At 63.9% G+C, this 15,742-nt stretch carries 13 protein-coding genes; 6 read left to right on the top strand and 7 right to left on the bottom strand.

Translation table 11 applies throughout. From position 1 onward, the window contains the following. Positions 1–31: 31 nt before the first annotated feature. Both SO180_RS23980 and SO180_RS23975 read right to left on the bottom strand, forming a co-directional pair. Entirely contained in the window at positions 32–1,294 is a 1,263-nt protein-coding gene (locus SO180_RS23980; protein ID WP_449381302.1) for an ABC transporter substrate-binding protein, read from the bottom strand. Between the two features lies 1 nt (position 1,295). Continuing rightward, on the bottom strand, positions 1,296–2,243 hold the full coding sequence (locus SO180_RS23975; RefSeq protein ID WP_449381301.1) for an N-acetylmuramic acid 6-phosphate etherase: 948 nt from the start codon (positions 2,241–2,243) through the stop codon (positions 1,296–1,298). Positions 2,244–2,333: 90 nt separating this feature from the next. Here SO180_RS23975 and SO180_RS23970 point away from each other — a divergent pair, with 90 nt between their 5' ends. Genes SO180_RS23970 through SO180_RS23950 form a run of 5 tightly spaced genes read left to right on the top strand, consistent with a single transcriptional unit; the run spans position 2,334 to position 7,262 of the window. Then, complete coding sequence (locus SO180_RS23970) at positions 2,334–3,212, top strand: glucosamine kinase nucleotide-binding domain-containing protein (protein WP_449381300.1); 879 nt, start codon at positions 2,334–2,336, stop codon at positions 3,210–3,212. After that, entirely contained in the window at positions 3,203–3,958 is a 756-nt protein-coding gene (locus SO180_RS23965; RefSeq protein WP_449381299.1) for a GntR family transcriptional regulator, read from the top strand. The genes SO180_RS23970 and SO180_RS23965 overlap by 10 nt, the downstream gene beginning before the upstream one ends. After that, positions 3,955–4,980: an SIS domain-containing protein gene (locus SO180_RS23960; RefSeq protein ID WP_449381298.1), complete on the top strand. Its 1,026-nt coding sequence runs from the start codon at positions 3,955–3,957 to the stop codon at positions 4,978–4,980. Before SO180_RS23965 ends, SO180_RS23960 begins: the two co-directional genes overlap by 4 nt. Next, positions 4,980–6,116 carry an N-acetylglucosamine-6-phosphate deacetylase gene (nagA, locus tag SO180_RS23955; protein WP_449381297.1) on the top strand — a complete coding sequence of 379 codons (1,137 nt, stop codon included), beginning with the start codon at positions 4,980–4,982 and terminating at the stop codon, positions 6,114–6,116. The genes SO180_RS23960 and nagA overlap by 1 nt, the downstream gene beginning before the upstream one ends. Positions 6,117–6,164: 48 nt before the next feature. Then, positions 6,165–7,262, top strand: a complete 1,098-nt coding sequence (locus tag SO180_RS23950) for a Gfo/Idh/MocA family protein (protein WP_449381296.1) — start codon at positions 6,165–6,167, stop codon at positions 7,260–7,262. Between the two features lie 37 nt (positions 7,263–7,299). Here SO180_RS23950 and SO180_RS23945 read toward each other — a convergent pair whose 3' ends face one another. From SO180_RS23945 to SO180_RS23925, 5 genes are all read right to left on the bottom strand, one after another. Beyond that, positions 7,300–9,654, bottom strand: a complete 2,355-nt coding sequence (locus tag SO180_RS23945; RefSeq protein WP_449381295.1) for a glycoside hydrolase family 31 protein — start codon at positions 9,652–9,654, stop codon at positions 7,300–7,302. A gap of 49 nt (positions 9,655–9,703) precedes the next feature. Then, positions 9,704–10,777 carry an ABC transporter ATP-binding protein gene (locus SO180_RS23940; protein ID WP_449381294.1) on the bottom strand — a complete coding sequence of 358 codons (1,074 nt, stop codon included), beginning with the start codon at positions 10,775–10,777 and terminating at the stop codon, positions 9,704–9,706. Positions 10,778–10,793: 16 nt separating this feature from the next. Then, positions 10,794–11,843 (bottom strand): carbohydrate ABC transporter permease, encoded by a 1,050-nt coding sequence (locus SO180_RS23935; RefSeq protein WP_449381293.1) that lies wholly within the window; start codon positions 11,841–11,843, stop codon positions 10,794–10,796. Further along, the gene (locus SO180_RS23930; protein WP_449381315.1) at positions 11,840–12,757 is read right to left on the bottom strand and encodes a carbohydrate ABC transporter permease; all 918 of its coding nucleotides are present in this window, start codon (positions 12,755–12,757) and stop codon (positions 11,840–11,842) included. The genes SO180_RS23935 and SO180_RS23930 overlap by 4 nt, the downstream gene beginning before the upstream one ends. Positions 12,758–12,908: 151 nt before the next feature. Beyond that, a complete protein-coding gene (locus SO180_RS23925; RefSeq protein WP_449381292.1) occupies positions 12,909–14,207 on the bottom strand; it encodes an ABC transporter substrate-binding protein in 1,299 nt (432 codons plus the stop codon). Positions 14,208–14,319: 112 nt separating this feature from the next. Here SO180_RS23925 and SO180_RS23920 point away from each other — a divergent pair, with 112 nt between their 5' ends. After that, the gene (locus SO180_RS23920) at positions 14,320–15,312 is read left to right on the top strand and encodes a LacI family DNA-binding transcriptional regulator (protein ID WP_449381291.1); all 993 of its coding nucleotides are present in this window, start codon (positions 14,320–14,322) and stop codon (positions 15,310–15,312) included. Positions 15,313–15,742 lie beyond the last annotated feature (430 nt).

Here is a 15,742-nt window from a genome sequence, read left to right as displayed (position 1 = left end):
CTCCCTGCAAGAGCGGAGAGAGGGACTGACGTCACTTGGCCGGCTTGTACCACTTGTCGAGGCCGTCCTGCAGTTGCTTGCCGGCGGCATCAGGCGTGAGCTTGCCGTTGACGACCTGGGCGGACACGTTCCACATCTCGTTTTCGAGATTCGGCGTACCGCGCGACAGGATTTGATACGAGTTGCGGATCGTCGACTTGCAGGTCTGGCGCCATCCAACCATCGTCGCCGCGACGTCGTCTTCGACCTTCACCGGAGTCTTGGCGAGGGGGAAGAAGCCAGGAAGCGCGTTGGCGTAGATCGTTGCGAATTCCGGCGTCGTCAGCCATTCCAGGAACTTCTTCGCGTCCTCCTTGTTCTTCGACGCGGCGTTGACGCCCATCGCGATGTCGGTGTGATCGGAGATATAGCAATCGGTCGTGCCGGCCGGCTGCGGCGGCGGGAATGCACCCATGGCGAATTTTGCCTGGCCACGGAATGTCGAGATGTCCCACGAGCCGGCCGCATAGATCGCGCCCTTGCCGAGCGAGAACAGGTTCTGACTATCGGCGTAGGTCTGCGCCTGGAAGCCTGACCCGAGATACGGCGCCCAGCTTGCGATCTCCTTGAACGCGGCGACGTATTGCGGATCAGTGAGTTTTTCCTTGCCCGCAATCAGATTGGCGCGGCCGACCTCTCCCTTCCAGTAATCGGGCCCGACGTTCTGGAATCCCATGGTGGCGGCCTCCCACTGGTCGGCCGTGCCCATCACCAGCGGGACATAGGTGCCGTCCTTCTTGAATTTCTCGAGTACGGCGTGGAATTCATCGAGCGTCTTGGGCTCGGACACGCCGAGCTTGGCGAATGCCTCCTTGTTGTAGATGAACCCCGCAATGACGGAGGCCATCGGAACACAGAAGGTGGCTTTGCCGTCGTCGGTTTGCCATGCGGCCTTCGCGACATCGGAGAAATTGTCCATGCCCTTGAGGCCGTCGACCGCATCGAGCTGATGCTTCTGATAGAGCGCGAGCGAGGCGTCGAACGGACGACACGTGATGAGATCGCCGGCGGTGCCACCATCGAGCCGCGCGTTCAGGGCGGCGTTGTATTCCTTGGGGGCTGAAGGCGCGAATTCGATCTTGATGTCGGGATAGTGCTTGTTGAAGGCGGGGATGATCTTTGAGTTCCAGATATCGGCGTCGTCATTGCGCCAGCTCTCGATCTTCAACGAACCCGCCTGAGCTGAAGCAAGCCCCGCAAGCAACGCCAACGCGGCAACCTCAGCTCCCATTGCAGCCTTGAAAGTCCGTCTCATGCTACGCTCCCTTGTTCGGGCCTTCGCCCTTGATCCCGTTGACGCTTGCGCGGCGCAACGCTTCGTCGACGCGGCCTTCCGCAGCAGTGAGCCACCTAACGGCTTCGCTCATGCTGACGGCGCCGCAGGCAATCAGGATGGCCGGCTTAACCTCTCCGCCGGCCTCGCGCAGCGCCGTTTCCGCTTTGGCATCGCTGACGCCGGCGATTGTTGCTACGATCCCGCGCGCCCGCTCGCGCAATTTCAAATTATCGGCCTTCAGATTGACCATCAGGCCCCGATGGATGTGACCAAGCTCGAATCCCATCAATGATGAGAGCATGCCGAGCGCGACCTTTTGCGCAGCTCCGGCCGCGAGCCGTGTCGAGCCGCGCAGCGCCTCCTCCCCGCTCTCGAGCAAGATCGACGCATCGGCACCGACGAGCAGAGGCGAACCTGGACGATGCGCGATGCCGATCACAAAGGCGCCGCGACGGCGCGCCACGGCGGCGGCCGCGACGGTGAACGGCGTCGAGCCGCTCGCGGATACGACGATCACAGCATCACGAGAGAGGTCACCGAGCCCGGTCATAGCCCGTTCACCGGCGGCGGCATCGTCCTCCGCAGCCCCATCGATGCGGAACGGCTCGGCGGTCCCGCCCGGCAGGACAATCGCGATGCGGCTCTGCTCAAGGCCGAACGTGCCAGGAAGCTCGGCTGCATCTTCGGCCGCAGCTAGACCGGAGGAGCCTGCTCCCGCATAGACCAGACGCCCGCCTGCCCGCCAGATCGCGGCGAGACGAAGTGCGGCGGCGCGGATGTCGGGGGAGACAGCCGCGACCGAAGCAATCGCGCGGCGGTAGGATGCGAGCATGGCTTCCGCGAACATCGCCTCATCGATCATCACCACACCGCCGGCGGCGCGCCGCCCCTCCCCGTCCGTCTCCGAGCTCGGCAATACCGGCATCATGAATACCAATGGTAGATACCTCTTGTATTTGTTTTAGCCACGTGACATACCACTTGTCTAGAGGCGTTAAGAAATTTTTTAGGAGGCTCCTTGGCGACGGCCCAGTTCTTCCTCGGTGTGGACGGCGGCGCGACCCGCTGCCGCGCGAGACTGCGGGATTCGTCGGGCCACGAGCTCGGGCGCGGTCTCGGGCCGGCATCGAACATCTATCTCGATTTCGACGAGGCCATGCGGGTCGTCCGTGAAACGATCGAGTCCGCGATCTCTGCCGGCGCGCCAAAGCAGGAGATCGCAATCGGCCTTAGCCTTGCCGGGCTTTCGGACGACAAGGAAGCAGAGCGCGTCTCCGCTGCCCTGCCCGGCTTTGCGCGCATCGTCGCTGTCAATGATGCTGTCGCCGCCTGCGTCGGTGCCAATGGCCTCGGCGACGGCGGCCTGATCATCGCGGGCACGGGCTCGGCGGGCATCGCTCGGGTGGGAGCTCGAACGACGATCATCGGCGGACGCGGCTTCTGGCTCGGCGACGACGGATCTGCCGCACGCCTCGGCGAGTCGGCGTTGCGCGCGACGCTGCGTGCGATCGATGGCCTCGAGCCGATGAGCGGCCTGGCGCAAGCGCTCGGGCGCCATTTCGATGACGATCCACTGCGGATGAGCCGCTGGGCAGCAGACGCGAGGCCCAGAGACTACGGCGCCTTCGCGCCCCAGATCCTGGACGTCGCCAGGTCCGGAGACATGCGCGCACGCGAAATTGTCGGCGAGGCAGCCAGCGCGATAGCTTCACTTGCGAACGCGCTGAATGCGCTCGGCGCGGAGCGCATTGCGCTCGCCGGCGGCTTCGGCGAGCCCCTGCGGCCCTTTTTGCCGCCTGATGTGGCCAAGCGCCTCGCCCCGCCGCGGCGCGACGCGGTCGACGGCGCAATCCTGCTGGCCGGCGGAACGCTCGCGGAGGACGCGGCATGTCCCTAACGGTCGAAACCGCTCCGGGCCAGAAGCTGTATCGTGCGGTGGTCGACGCGCTTCGGCGCGAGATCGAGACCGGACGCTTCGCGGAGACACAATTGCTTCCGGCCGAGCGCCTATTGTGCGAGCTGCTCGACGTATCGCGCACCACACTGCGCAAGGCGATTGCCGATCTGATCGCCGAAGGAGTGCTGTTTCACCGCCATGGCGCCGGCACCTTCATCCATCGCGCAACGCCGCGCGTGGAACAGCCCTCCTCGCGCCTGACGAGTTTCACGGAAGACATGCGGCTGCGCGGATTGGAGGCGAGCTCGCGCGAGCTTGAGCGCGGTGTGTTCCTGCCGACGCCGGAAGAGGCTATGATGCTTGGCGTACGACCGAACGAACGCGTGTTCCGGCTCGGACGCCTGCGCCTCGCCGACGGTTCGCCCATGGCGATCGAGCGCGCCGCCGTGCCGATACGCTTTCTTCCTGAACAGGACTCGGTCGGCGGCTCGCTTTACGAGGCGCTTTCCACGAGAGGCTTCAAGCCCACCCGCGGCCTGCAGCGCTTGCGCGCGACGCTCGTCGATCATGCGGATGCGGAGCTGCTCGGCGTCGCACCGGACAGCCCGGCGCTCTATATCCAGCGTATCGCCTACCTCGCCGACGGATCCTGCGTCGAGTTCACGAAATCCTGGTACCGCGCCGACGCCTATGATTTCGTCTCCGAACTCACGCTGTCGCCACCGACCCGAAAGGCGCACCGATGACGACCCACATGCTTCAGGAGATCGACGAGGCAGGCGATGCGGTCGCGCGCCAGCTTAGCCAGAATGCAGAGCGGCTCGCCGAACTTGGGGCGCGTCTGCGTACCCTCGATCCGCCGCTCGTCGCAACGATCGCCCGCGGCTCGTCTGATTGCTGCGCGCTCTATCTGAAATACCTCGTCGAGATTGTTTCGGGGGTGCCTTGTGCCTCCATCGGCCCCTCCATCGCGACGCTTTATCGTACGCCGATGCGGCTCGAAGGCGGCGTTTCCGTCGCGATCTCGCAATCGGGACGCAGCCCCGACATCATTGAAATGCAGCGCGCCGCACGACGTGGCGGTGCGCTGGCCGTCGCTCTGGTCAACGACGTGGCCTCACCGCTCGCGCAAGAGGCCGAAGTACTGCTGCCGTTGTGCGCCGGCACCGAACGTTCCGTCGCCGCGACCAAATCGATGGTTGCGGGCCTCGTCGCGGGCGCGAGCCTCGTCGCGGCCTGGCGCGAGGATCGGCAGCTCGCAGACGCCCTCGCCGGCCTGCCGGGCGTCCTGCTCGGGCAAGCGGCGCCGCCGCCCTCGGCGATGCTGGAGAGACTGGCAAATGCCCGGAGCGCCTTCGTGCTCGGCCGCGGCGCGACGCTTGCGATCGCCGCGGAGGCGGCGCTGAAACTCAAGGAGACCTGCGCAATTCACGCCGAGGCCTACTCCGCGGCGGAGGTGCTGCACGGTCCGGCCGAACTTGTGGCCTCCGGCTTTCCCGTCATTGCCTTCCTGCCGTCCGACGCGGCGCGAGAGGGCATGCTACCGACGCTCACGGCCCTGACCAATGCCGGTGCGATGGTGATTGCAATCGAGGCGGGGGGCGCTGACGAGACCGATCGTCTCGCTACGGCAAAAGTCGAGGCAACGCTGTTGGAACCCATCATCATGATCCATCGCTTCTACCGCCTTGCCGAGGCGCTTGCGCTCCGGCTCGGGCGCGATCCTGACCACCCGCGCAACCTGCGCAAGGTGACGGAGACTGTGTGATGATCGTTCTGTCCGGCGCGCGGATTTTCGATGGCGAACGCTTTCTCGACGACCATGCCGTTGTCGTCGAAGGCGAGCGTATCACGGCAATCGTCCCTTACGCCGAGAGACCCGACGGCGCCGTACGCGATCTCGACGGCGGCCTGCTGGCGCCCGGCTATATCGATGTGCAGGTCAATGGCGGCGGCGGCGTCCTGTTCAACGAGGATCCGACGCCCGAAGGTATTGCCCGTATCGCCGCCGCGCATCGCAAGCACGGCACCGTCGGGCTGCTGCCGACGCTGATAACCGACGCGCCGCAAGTGACGGCCACCGCCATTGCCGCCGCGCGCGAGGCGCGGCGTCTGACGCCAGCTTCGCTTGGAATCCATCTGGAAGGACCATTCCTGGATCCGCGCCGCAAGGGCGCGCATGAGCTGAAATACATCCGCAACCTTGAGCCGGACGACGTCGCGGCAATCGTCGGAGCGAATTGCGGCACCGTCATGCTGACGCTCGCGCCCAATCGGGTCGGGGTGGAGAGCGTCGCCAAACTTTCCCGGCATGGCGTGCTCGTCTCGCTCGGCCACTCCGAGGCGACCTACAAGGAGGCGCGCGCCGCGGTCGAAGCCGGCGCGCGGGCATTCACCCATCTGTTCAATGCGATGAGTGCGCCGGCCGTGCGTGAGGCGGGCATGGTCGGTGCCGCGCTCGATCTCGACGAGCCGTTCGTTGGCATCATCGCCGACGGCCATCACGTGCATGAGGCGAACCTGCGCATCGCGCTTGCCGCCAAGCGGCGCGATCGTTTCATGCTGATTACCGACGCGATGCCGCCAGCGGCCGGTGGTCCCGATCAATTCAATCTGCTGGGCCGCCGCGTGACAAGCGTTGATGGTTGCCTGCGGCTCGACGATGACACGCTCGCCGGCTCCGTGCTGACCATGGACGAGGCAGTGCGTTATGCCGTCAACGTCCTACGGCTCGATCTCGCCGATGCTCTCGCGATGGCCTCGCGCGTTCCGGCAACGTTTCTGCGACGCGAGACGGAGCTTGGCCGCATCGCGCCGGGACATCTGGCGAGCCTCGTGCATCTCGACGACGATCTGCGCGTGCTCGAAACCTGGATCGAGGGTCGACCATCTGACGGCTCCTGACGCACGTATCTGGCAGCCGTTGTCTCGATTGAAGGACGCGATTGAGCCATGTCATCTTCATCCTTGTCGACAGCGTACCCCATCCGTGTTCTCGTGGTCGGGCTCGGTACCATGGGAACGAGCCACGCTCGCGCCTACGCAGCGATCGAAGGCTTCGAACTTATTGGCCTCTGCACGTCTCGCGCGGCTGATCGCCAGGACCTCGAGGCCGAGTTTCCTGGTCTGCCGCGCTTTGAACGATACGACGAGGCGCTCGCGACACTGCGTCCGGACGCCGTCGCGATTTGTACCTACACCGAACATCACGCCGCCATGGCTCTTCAGGCTTTCGCTGCAGGTGCGCATGTGTTCTGCGAAAAGCCGCTGGCCGACACGCTGGAGGCTGCGAGGCACGTCGTCGACGCCGCGCGAGAGAGCGGAAAGGCGCTGCTGATCGGTTATATCCTGCGCGTCCATCCGTCATGGTCGCGCTTCGTCGAGATAGGCCGCACGCTCGGAAAGCCGCTCGTGATGCGGATGAATCTCAACCAGCAATCCGCCGGCTCGTTCTGGGAGGTTCACAAGAAACTCATGCTGTCGACCTCGCCGATCGTCGATTGCGGCGTCCACTATGTCGATATCATGTGTCAGGTCACGGGCGCTCGGCCGGCCGCGGTGCATGCGGTCGGCGCGCGGCTCACGGACGAGATCGCATCTGGCATGTACAATTACGGCCATCTTCACATCTTGTTCGACGACGGATCGGTCGGGTGGTACGAGGTCGGTTGGGGACCGATGATGAGCGAGACCGCTCATTTTGTGAAGGATATCATCGGACCGAATGGCAGCGTGTCGATCGTTGCGAAGGAAAGCGCCGATATGACTGTGAGCTCAGCGGACCATGACACGCATACGCGCACCAACGCGCTCCGTATCCATCACGCAGCCCGCACCCTGGAAGGCCGCTTCGCGAGGCCTGACGAACTCCTCTCGACCGAGGACGAACCAGGCCATCAGGAGCTGTGCGAGCGCGAGCAGCGGCTATTTCTCAGGGCCATCCGTGGCGAGATCGATTTATCCGAGCATCACGAGGCCGCGATCAACTCGCTGAGCATTGTCTTTGCCGCCGATGCCAGCGTCCGAAGCGGCGAAATTGTGCGTCTGTAACGCCGGCATAAGAGCTTTGGCGTCACGCGCACGCTACTTAGCCGCTCCGAACTTCAAGTGTTATAGGTCCTTCGATCGTGCCGACGCTCAAGGGCTCCGCCACTCCAACAGGCCTCACATGCAAACGGTCGAACGTCGGGCGGAAACCGCCTCGCGCCCTTCCCGTCAATTCCAGGCCGGTCGCTTTCCGGCACAAGCGGAAGGACAACAGCAAGGCGTCGGTGCGCCAAGCTGCCGTGTCGCCGTCGTCCTCGTAGAGATCGGCTGTTGAATGCACCGCTGGTGCGCCGAAGATCATAAGTGACCGCTCACCCGGACTGCCGGCCGAATCGATATCAACGACCGGGATCATGGCTCCCGCGCGGACGAACACGGGCAGGCGTCCCAAGGGCGCGGCGACCTGTACCGTCTGCCCGCCGGAGAAATGTTGGCCATCGTGCCAATCGTACCAACCACCTTCGTGCGCAGGCAGCTGGACGCGGCGTTCGGAAGCGCCCTCCTCGAGCACGGGAGCGACGAGCAAGTCGGGACCGAGCATGAAGGCGTCCTCGACGTCTCTCGCCGCCGCATCGTCCGGGAAGTCCCAGAACAGCGGACGCACCGCGGGCTCATGGTCGCGGCTGGCGCGCCACATCTGCGTGTAGAGATAGGGCAGCAGCCGGTGCCGCAGCCCGATCACCGCGCGCACCTGCGGCAGCACGGATGCGTGCATCCAGGGCAGAGTGACCGAACCGTCGTCGTTCCAGGAGTTCATGATCATGCGCGGCCAGAGTGCGCAGAACTCGACGAAACGACAGAGCAACTCCGGGCTTGGCCTCGGGCCATGAAAACCACCGACATCGTGGCCGATGTTGAACAACCCGGATAGGCTCATGTTGAGGCCCTGCGTGAGATTGAAGCGCAGCGTCTTCCAGGCGGTCTCGTTGTCGCCCGACCAGGTCTGGCCATAGCGCGCAAGCCCCGCCGGCCCACCACGGGTGATGACATAGGGCCGTCGCGATGGCGATCGGTCGGCCTGTGTCTCGAAGGAGAGCTTCGTCATCAGCAACGCCTGGGCCGGGCGCGCCAGCGCCTGGGCGAAGGGGCGACCGTCGCCGGCACAGACCGCGTCCTCATCCCAGATCTCGAACTCATTGTTGTCGTTCCACATGGAAACCACGCCATGATCGAGCAGCGCATGCTCAATGCCCGCGCGCCACCAGCCGCGCCCATCGGGATTGGTGAAGTCGACGTGAAAGCCGACGCCATCCCAGAACTGCGCGACGGCCGGAGTTCCCGTCACCTTGTCCTTCACCAAAATGCCGGCATCGATGGCCTCGGTGAGCCGCGGATGATCGTCGAGCAGACACGGCTTGATGTTGGTCACCGGCTGCGTGCCCGCATCGACGAGTCGCGCCATGGTCGCCGATGGATCGGGAAACTTGTCGCGGTTCCAGTTGAATACGTAGCGCCGCCCTCCGATCGAGGTATAGCCGGAGCCGAAATGGAAGCTGTCGCAACGGATGGCGTGGCGCCGGCAGTCGGCGATGAACTCCGTAACCCGCCTGTCCGCGTCGGGCGAATCCGCGATCGCCATCGACGTGACACCGAACCCGAGCGACCAGCGCGGCGTAAACGCCTGGCCCCCGGTGAGCCAGGAGAAACGACGCACGACATCGCGCACATTGGGTCCCGCCAGCACGTAGAAGTCGAGGTCGCCGTCATCGGCGCGATAAGACCGGAACGTGCCATGGTAGTTGTCGATCGTGCAGCCGAGATCGACCGATCCGGTCGAGAGATTGTCATAGAAAATGCCGTGAGCGCCTTGCGGCCCATCGACGATGACAAACGGTAGCATCTTGTAGAGCGGATCGCTCAGTTCCGCATCGAATCCGCAGGGATCGACGGCGTCGATCGCAAAGCGCCGCCCCGTGCGGTCCAGCGGTCCAGCCTTGTCGCCGAGGCCGAAATGGCGTTCGTCCGGATGGCGAGCCATCACGTGCGCGATGGCCGGGGTTTTGTTGGAGACAAAATAGGCCTGGGTCGGCCGGTCGCGCAGGAATGGCTCGACCTCACCGTCGCGACGCCAGGCGATGCCAAACGGAAGAAGCGTGACCTCGGCCGTCAGCCCCTCCGCCGCGAGGGTGACGGTACCCTCGCCCACTGTGACCGCTATTGTGGGATTGGCGAATCCCGAAACATCATCGCGGTCGCGTCCCCCATACGGCGGCTCGATGCCGCCGGGCGCCAGCGACCAGCCGCGGTCAAGTCGAAAGCCGCCAGCGCGGCGAAGCGTCACCCGGCCGAGATCGCGCTCCAGGATGCGCACCACAATGGTGGCTCCCTGCCCGACGTCGAACATTGCGGCTCCGCCCTCGCAACCGCGATAGCGACCCTCAACCAGGGCTTTCATGTCTCAGCACTCCATCATTGATCTTGTTCTATCGTGCCTGCCTCAGGATTCAGCGGCTTGGCCGCACGGCAACCCCTTCGGCGTCGAACAGGTGAAGGTTGGCCGGCTCGAAACGGACCGGGAGAGCCTCGCCGCGCCCCCGTAGCGACTGACCGCCCTGGCGCACCGTGATCTGCGGCAGGCCGGGCGCGCTGCCATAGAAATACGTGTCGCCGCCGAGCTGTTCGACGAGGTCGATGATGAGTGACAGATCGGCCGCGCCGTCGGCGAGCGTGATATGCTCGGGGCGCACGCCAAGCGTGGCCGATGCGCCCGCAGCGAGCGAGCCCGTCGTTACTTTGATCGGTTCACCGGCCTGGCCGATGCGTACCAGCCCCGGCGACACCACCTGCACCGGCAGCAGATTCATGCGCGGCGAGCCGATGAAGCCGGCCACAAAGAGATTGTCCGGCCGATTGTACAGTTCGAGCGGCGTACCAACTTGCTCGATCCGGCCACCGCGTAGCACGACGATGCGGTCTGCCATGGTCATCGCCTCGACCTGATCGTGAGTGACGTAGATCATGGTGCCGCCGATCTCGGCATGCAGCGCCGCTAGCTCCTTGCGGGTTGCAACGCGCAGTTCGGCGTCGAGATTGGACAACGGCTCGTCGAGCAGGAAGATCTTGGGATCTCGGACGATCGCACGACCAATCGCCACGCGCTGCCGTTGACCGCCCGACAGTGCCTTCGGCTTGCGCTCGAGATACTCGGTGAGGCGCAGCATCTTGGCCGCGCGCCGAACCCGAGCGTCGATCTCGGAACCAGCAAGACCCATGTTCTCAAGCGCGAACGCCATGTTCCTGTAGACAGTCATGTGCGGATAGAGAGCATAGGACTGAAACACCATGGCGAGACCGCGGTCGGACGCAGCCACGCGCGTGACGTCGAGGCCATCGATCGCAATCTCGCCGTCGGTCACCTCCTCGAGCCCGGCGATGATGCGCAGCAAGGTCGATTTGCCGCAGCCGGATGGGCCGACGAAGACAATGAATTCGCCGTCGGCGATCGCGAGATCGACGCCGTGAATCACGGCGATCGTTCCGTAGGCCTTGCGGACGCCCTTGAGAGTCAGGCCAGCCATGACGACATCCCCGCCATCATTTCATCCCCGTATTGGCTATTCCCGTCGCGATGAAGCGCTGCAGAAAGACGAAGACGAGCGCCACCGGGAGCAGCGACACCACCGTCATCGCCAGGAGATAATTCCACTGGGTCTGCAGCTCACCCTGGAAGGCGTTGAGACCGATCTGCAGCGTGAAGGATTCGGACTTGGTGAGCACCGCGAGCGGCCACAGAAACTCATTCCACCGCCACATGATGGAGAAGATGGCGAGCACCGCCAGAGCCGGTGCCGCCAGCGGCATGACGATCCGCCAGTAGATTTGCCACTCACTTGCCTTGTCCATGCGCGCCGCCTCGATGAGGTCTCGCGGCAGCGTCAGCATGTATTGCCGCAATAGGAAGACGCCTGTGGGCGTCGCGGCGCCCGGAAGAATGACCGCCCAGAGCGAATTGACGAGGCCGAGTTTCGTGACGACAAGATAGACCGGCACGAGAATGATGGTGATCGGGATCATGAGCGTGCCGATCACCATCAGCATGGCAGCGGTCTTACCTCTGAATTCATAGATGGAGAGAGCGTAGGCTGCCATCGAATTGATGAGCAGTGTAATCAGAGTTGCGATCGTCGTGACGAACACCGAATTCCACAGATAGCGCGTGAAGGCGAATTTCTGGAGTGGCTCGGTGTAATTCGCGGTCACGAAACTCAGGTTCCGAACCGGCGCGAGCTTGGCGGTTGGCACGCGATATTGCTGTTTGGGATCGGCCGGATCGATCATCTGTGCGATCAAGCCGATGCGCCGAACTTGTGCGAGCTCGCGACGCTCGCCATTGTCGAGAGTGGCTGCAAAAAGTGGCAGCGGCTGCGGAAAGCCCTGCACTCTGACCTCTTGCTGGGACCGTGGCAGCAGCGAGGGCGGAAATTCCAGGAGGCTTGCCTGGGTCTTGAACGAGGAGAGGACCAACCACACGACGGGCCCGAACATCAGCAAGACGCCGAGCCCGAGATAGGCATAGGCCGCGATGTCGGTCCAATGCCAGTGCCCGCTCCGACGGCGGGCGCGCAGCAGCTGAATTGGCTTCATGAGGCGCTCCGGGTGCGAGACAACTGCGCCAGCGTGAGCAGAAACAGCACCACGCCGAGCACGATTGAAGCCGCCGCAGCGAGGCCGAAATTCTGCACCTGGCTCGCAAAAGCCGTCTCGTAGATGTACTGCACGATCATCAGAGTTGCGGTACCCGGTCCGCCGCCGGTCAGCACGAACACCTCGTCGAATGTCTGCACGCCGCGGATCAGCGCCAGCACGATCACCACGATGAGGTTCGGCCAGAGCAGCGGCAGCGTGATCCGCCAGAACACACGCCAGCGCGGCGTCGCGTCCATCTGCGCCGCTTCGTAGAGATCGGCTGGAATGGCCTGCAACCCCGCGAGCAGGATGAGCGTGTAGAACCCCATATGCGCCCAGACCGAGACGAACACCGACCAGAACATCGCCCAGCCGGGATCCACGAAGAACAGGATCTTCTGCCCGCCGATCGTGGTGAGCCCGGCGTTCAGCAGGCCGTCGCGTTGCAGGATCCATTTCCAGACCAGCGCAACCACGACCGGTGACAGCAGCACCGGAAAGAAAAAGACTGCGCGAAAAAAGCCGCGGCCGCGGATCCGCATGTTCAGGACCAGCGCAGTGACGAGCGAAAACGTCACCATGGATACGAGCTGGAAGATGGTGAAACGCAGCGTATTCGCAACGCCGCGCCAGAAATGATCGACCCGGCACGAAGCGGGATCGAAAAAGGAGCCGCAATCGAACAGATAGGCGTACTGATCGGTTCCGACATAGGGTCGCTGCGAAGGAAACAGCGACTCCCCGCCGGTGAACGAAAACACCAGATCGATCGCAAGGGGGACGAACACGAACAACGAGAAGAAAATGAGATTCGGCAGCAGAAAGACATAGGGCATTCGCCGCTCGCCGATGAGCTCCTGCAACAGGCGCATCGGACGATCGATGAGGCGCAGCAGGGTACCGAACACCACACCGAGCGCCGTCTCGCCCGCGCGGCGCAAGCGCGCGAGCAGCGTGGCCGTCGGCGCGGCCTGCGGTTCAATGCCAGTTGGCAAATCGGTCATGCCGCGATGTGTCCAGCGCCTACTTCTTGTTGCGCTCGGCGAGCTGCTGCTCGACATCGCCCGAGATGCGCTTATAGGCCTCATCGAGAGTGATCTCGCCTGAGACGGCCTGGCCAAGCCGGCTGATCACCGCGTTGAGGATGACGCGACTCGCCGGATAGCCCTGTAACTGATTGGCCGCCGGCGCGAGTTGGTTGACACCGTCGCTGAAGACCTTGAGCGCAGCATTCGCAACAGGCGACGCATCCTTGTAGTCGAGGCCCTTGCGGGCGAGGCCGAGATGGCCCGGCACGAACAGGGAGCGGGCATAGAACTCGGCGACGACGTCCTCGCTCGCGAGGTAATCGAGCACGCGCGCCACTTCTTCAGGGTGCTTGGTCGATTTGATGCCGACGAGCGCAGCACCGCCCGGCATGCCGGAGCAGTTGGCCGGCCCACACGGGGTCGGCACCGCAACCCAGTCGAACGCAGTTCCGATCGTCTTGTCGAACTGGCTGATCTGCCAGGAGCCCGATTCATACATCACGACCTGGGCGTTCTTGAATTCCTCGTTGGCGCCGCGATAGGTCGCCCCCGCCACCGAGCCCCACAACTCCTTCGACATCACGCCTGTGTTGTGCCAGTCATAGATCAGCTTGGCCGCGCGCTTGAACCCGTCGTCGATGACCGCCGGCTGTCCCTTGTCGTCGAACACGGCGGCGCCCTCCGAAATCGCCATGCCGAAAAAGCGGTGACCGGAACGGTCGAACGCGATCGGAAACGGCGCCTGGACCTTGTCCGCCACCTCTTTTGTCGCCTTTGCCCAGTCCTCCCATGACGCTTTCGAGGCGGGCATTGCGACGCCTGCCTGCTCGAAGAGCGTCTTGTTGACGAAAGGACCGGTCACGGTCAGCTGGGTCATGAATCCGGGGATCGAGGACGTGTCGCCCGGCACCCGCATCCACTTCAGGAAAGGACCGTAATTCGCTTCCCAGTAGTCGGCATTCTTCAAGTAAGGGCGCAGGTCGAGCATATAGCGGGCAAGGCCGCCCATGTCGCCGACGCGGGCGATGTCAGGCCCCTGCCCTGAAGCCAGCTGCACCGGCAGATTCTCGTTGATGGCCTTGAAAGGTACCTGATCCAGAACGACGTGGATGTCGCGGTTCTTATCCTCGAAGCGGCGGAGGAGATCGGCCATCACCTCGCCCTCGTTGCCGTCCGAGTACCAGGTCATCCGCAGGACCGTCTGCGCCTCGGCGGGGCGAACGCCCGAACTACCGGCCAAGAGGCAGGCCGCGAGCACAGAGGCGCTGATAGCGCGTCGGGTAATACTTCTCATTACGTCCTCCCCGGCGATACTTTGGTTCTTAGGGGTAGTTTGGCAAACGTTTGCCTAAATTGTCAATCGCTGTATTCTTCCTGTTCAGCGGATCACACAACCGAGCCGATCAATGACGAGCAAACAACGCTCCGCACCCCCTTCACTCGCGACCGTCGCTGCCGCCGCTGGGGTTTCGATCGCCACCGTCTCGCGCATCGTCAACGGCGAAACGCGCCGGGCCTCTGCCGAGACCGTCGAGCGCGTCCGCAAGGCCATTGCCGTCGTGGGCTACCACCCCAACCACGCCGGCCGGACGTTGCGCAGGCGGGAAAGCCGCCTCGTCGCGATGCTCGCCCCCAACCTGGACAATCCCGTGATGGCCGCCATCGCCGCTTCGACCGAAGCCGCGCTGCGCGCCGCCGGTTATGTGATGATCCTCTGCGACACGCACGATCGGCCTGATTTGCAAGACGAATATCTCAACGTCATGCGTTCGCAGGTGGTGCGCGGCTACATCATGGTCGCGAGCGTGCCGAGCGCTGTGCTGAAGGATTTCGTCGCTGACGGCGCCCCAATGGTTTTCGTCAACCGCCGCCCGCCGTTCGGGCGCGGTGCCTTCGTTGGTATCGACAACATCAAGGCAGGCGCTGACGCCGCCGACATGTTGTGGTCCGCGGGACTGCGGCGTTGCGGCGTGCTGGCGCCCGCCAAGGGATCGTCCGTCACGCGGGATCGCCTCAAGGGGTTCTGCAGCCGCATGCGTGCGCTCGGCGCCACAGAAATCCTGAAGGCCGAGGCGGCCGGCCGCTCTCACATCGAGATCGGCTACGAGGCTGCCCGGCGGCTCGCGGCGCGCAGCGGCTGGCTCGAGGGACTGATGTGTGTCAGCGACCAGATCGCCTACGGCGCCTATCGCTTTGCTCGTGAAAGCGGCATTGGAGTTCCGGAACGCTGCGGGCTTGTCGGTATCGATGGCAACCCACTCAACCGCTGGATTGCACCGTGGCTGCGATCTATCGAGGTGAAATACGAGGATTTTGGCGAGCCGATCGTCGAGCTGCTCGACCAGGTCTGGCACGGCAGAGGCCAAGCGGAGCGGATCATGCCGCACGGTGTGGTATGAAAGCCCTCATCTCCTAATTCGTTTGTCACACTCATCGTCCTTCGCGATAGATCTCGAGCAAGGGGGCGCTCGCAATGTCCTCGGCATCCTGTGCGCAATGCTCCCCTCTAAGTTGACGCAATGCTTGAAGCAGACCCCTGCTGCATGCCGGCATGCGGCAATCCGTCCTTCCGCTCGAATGCGCTTCGCCCTGCCTCGCGAAGGCGGCACGTTGACGAGATTGAGCCAAATGATACGATTTGAAAGCGCCCGGTTTCGCCGATCGAACCAAGTGCGGAATGAAGGCGTGAGGGGCCAGCCTCGTGGTGTTACGGGTCGTACGTGCGTCCTCCCCCTCATACCTCGCTCGCGTGGAAACGGAGATTCGGTGACGGCGCGCCTTGCCGCATCCGGGCAGCTCTTTGGGGGATAATGCGGAGTACCGGGCGAG

The organism is Bradyrhizobium sp. UFLA05-112, assembly GCF_053572325.1.
This window is presented reverse-complemented; position numbering and strand designations above follow the sequence as displayed.

Coding starts and splice junctions, on each gene's coding strand:
- SO180_RS23965 (WP_449381299.1), top strand. CDS start 3,203: ATGTCCCTAACGGTCGAAACCGCTCCGGGCCAGAAGCTGTATCGTGCG.
- SO180_RS23925 (WP_449381292.1), bottom strand. CDS start 14,207: ATGAGAAGTATTACCCGACGCGCTATCAGCGCCTCTGTGCTCGCGGCC.
- SO180_RS23950 (WP_449381296.1), top strand. CDS start 6,165: ATGTCATCTTCATCCTTGTCGACAGCGTACCCCATCCGTGTTCTCGTG.
- SO180_RS23920 (WP_449381291.1), top strand. CDS start 14,320: ATGACGAGCAAACAACGCTCCGCACCCCCTTCACTCGCGACCGTCGCT.
- SO180_RS23975 (WP_449381301.1), bottom strand. CDS start 2,243: ATGATGCCGGTATTGCCGAGCTCGGAGACGGACGGGGAGGGGCGGCGC.
- SO180_RS23980 (WP_449381302.1), bottom strand. CDS start 1,294: ATGAGACGGACTTTCAAGGCTGCAATGGGAGCTGAGGTTGCCGCGTTG.
- SO180_RS23940 (WP_449381294.1), bottom strand. CDS start 10,777: ATGGCTGGCCTGACTCTCAAGGGCGTCCGCAAGGCCTACGGAACGATC.
- nagA (WP_449381297.1), top strand. CDS start 4,980: ATGATCGTTCTGTCCGGCGCGCGGATTTTCGATGGCGAACGCTTTCTC.
- SO180_RS23945 (WP_449381295.1), bottom strand. CDS start 9,654: ATGAAAGCCCTGGTTGAGGGTCGCTATCGCGGTTGCGAGGGCGGAGCC.
- SO180_RS23935 (WP_449381293.1), bottom strand. CDS start 11,843: ATGAAGCCAATTCAGCTGCTGCGCGCCCGCCGTCGGAGCGGGCACTGG.
- SO180_RS23960 (WP_449381298.1), top strand. CDS start 3,955: ATGACGACCCACATGCTTCAGGAGATCGACGAGGCAGGCGATGCGGTC.
- SO180_RS23930 (WP_449381315.1), bottom strand. CDS start 12,757: ATGCGCCTGTTGCAGGAGCTCATCGGCGAGCGGCGAATGCCCTATGTC.